The sequence below is a fragment of the Amycolatopsis sp. NPDC026612 genome (assembly GCF_040638285.1).
In the GTDB taxonomy this organism is placed as follows: Bacteria; Actinomycetota; Actinomycetes; order Mycobacteriales; family Pseudonocardiaceae; genus Amycolatopsis.
In genome coordinates this window covers 1-2,052 of the sequence record NZ_JBEZYB010000177.1, presented here as the reverse complement: position 1 = coordinate 2,052, position 2,052 = coordinate 1, and the positions used below count along the sequence as shown (strand labels likewise).

Here is a 2,052-nt window from a genome sequence, read left to right as displayed (position 1 = left end):
GCCGCGGCCGGGGGGGGGGCTGGGGGGGTGTGGGGGGGGCCCGGCCCGTCCTGCCGGCCGGGGGGGCGGCGGGCGGGGGCCCCCCCCACGGCCGCGAGGGCGCGCGCGAACTGCTGGACGTCCCCGTCGTCGACATCACCGAGGCCGCCGCGCACCTGGCCTGCCTGCTCGGCCGCCGCTACGGCGTCGTGACCACTTTGGACCGGACGTGCGGGCTGATCGAGGACAGCCTGCACGCCGCCGGCGTCGCGCAGAACTGCGTCACGGTCACCGGCGCCGGGCTCGGCGTGCTGGAGCTGACCGACGGCCGCCGGACCGAGTCGGCGTTGCTCACCGCGGGCCGCCGCGCGCGGGACGCCGGGGCGGAGGTGCTGGTGCTCGGCTGCGCGGGGATGACCGGGCTGGACCGGAAGATCGCGACGATGCTGGACATTCCCGTCATCGACGGCGTCGCGGCCGCCGTCCGGCTCGCGGAGTCGCTGGTGGCACTGGGACTCAAGACGAGCCGCGCCGGGTCGTACGCGAAGCCGCTGGACAAGCGCCGCACCTGGCCTGATTGACACTCGCCGCTCCGCCCGGTCAGAATCCCTGCAGCCGTACCGCCGCCCGGTGACGAGTGGGGATTTTGACGTCCCCGAAGGGCGGTCTCAAGTGCCAAGGGTTTTGGGTGCGCTGGCGTTGTCGGCGAGCATGATCCTGGTCCCGGTCAGCGGGACAGCAGTGGCGGCGTCACCACCGCACACCACGGATTCTTTCGGGGGTCCGGGTGGCGGAGCCCCCGGCCGGGGCGGAGCCCCGCACACCGTCGTGACCGACGGCGGCAAACTCGCGAACATCCGGCAGGCGCTGCGCAGCAGCCACGCCACCGCCGCGCAGCGCACCGCGCTGAAAGTGGTGCTGGACAAGGCGAACACCGCGCTCACGGCCGGGCCGTGGTCGGTCATGGACAAGCCGTCCGCGCCGCCGAGCGGCGACAAGCACGACTACACGAGCCAAGCGCCCTACTGGTGGGCGAGCCAGCCGAAGACCCCCGAAAACCCGCAAGGCTGCCCGTACGTCGGCAAGGACGGCCAGCGCAACCCGGAGGCCGACGCGATCACCGACCACACCTACCGCATGTGGGCGTGGGACGCGATGTACTACCTCTCGCTGGCCTGGTACTACACCGGCGACGCGAAGTACGCGAAGCGGGCGGCCCTGGACATCCGGACCTGGTTCCTCGACCCGGCCACCCGGATGAACCCGAACATGACGTACTCGCAGATCGTGCCCTGCCGCACCACCGTCAGCGGCACCGGCATCATCGACTCCACCCAGTCGTTCAGCCAGCTGATGGACGCGTTCGCGCTGCTCGACGGCGGCGCGCCGGGCTGGACCGGGAAGGACCGCTCCGGGATCAAGGCCTGGCTGACGCAGTACCTGAGCTGGATGCAGACCAGCCCGCAGGCCAAGCTCGAACTGGCCGCCACCAACAACCACGGCACGTTCCTCGACATGCAGAACGCGACGATCTCCGCGTACCTCGGCCGGCGCAACGCGGCGAAGCAGATCGTGCTCGACGCGGAGCAGAAGCGGTTCCCGGTGCAGTTCGCCGCGGACGGCAGCCAGCCGCTCGAGCTCTCGCGGACGATGTCGTGGCACTACGTCAACTTCAACCTCACCGCGTGGGGCCGCATGGCGGAGCTCGGGAAGAATCTCGGTGTCGACGTCTGGAAGTACCGGGCGGCGAACGGCGTGACGCTGCGGAAGGTCGTCGACCAGCTGATCCCGGCCGCGCTGCACGGCGCGCAAGCCTGGCCGCACCAGCAGATCGGCGTGTTCGACCAGTCGATCGCGGCGGACATCTTCCACGCGGCCGCCGAAGAGGCCCACGACCCGGACGCGGCGGCGGCGCTCAAGCAGCTGCCGTTGCCCACGGGTGGCGACACGTGGCCGGTGCGGGTGTCCTGCTTCCCGCTTCTCGGGCATGTCGAGGCGCTGCTGATGATCGTGGAGCGGACCCGCAGTCCGCAGTCCGGATAGCGGTCGAGGGTGGTCAGGTGTTGCTGCCGA

Annotated in this window: 2 protein-coding genes; both read left to right on the top strand. The window is 71.5% G+C overall.

All coding sequences use genetic code 11. The features are described from left to right. Window positions 1-560 (top strand): aspartate/glutamate racemase family protein (locus AB0F15_RS44990; protein ID WP_360284081.1); only part of this gene is annotated, 560 nt, incomplete at its 5' end. 91 nt (window positions 561-651) lie between these two features. Next, window positions 652-2,022 carry an alginate lyase family protein gene (locus tag AB0F15_RS44985; protein WP_360284079.1) on the top strand — a complete coding sequence of 457 codons (1,371 nt, stop codon included), beginning with the start codon at window positions 652-654 and terminating at the stop codon, window positions 2,020-2,022. Window positions 2,023-2,052 lie beyond the last annotated feature (30 nt).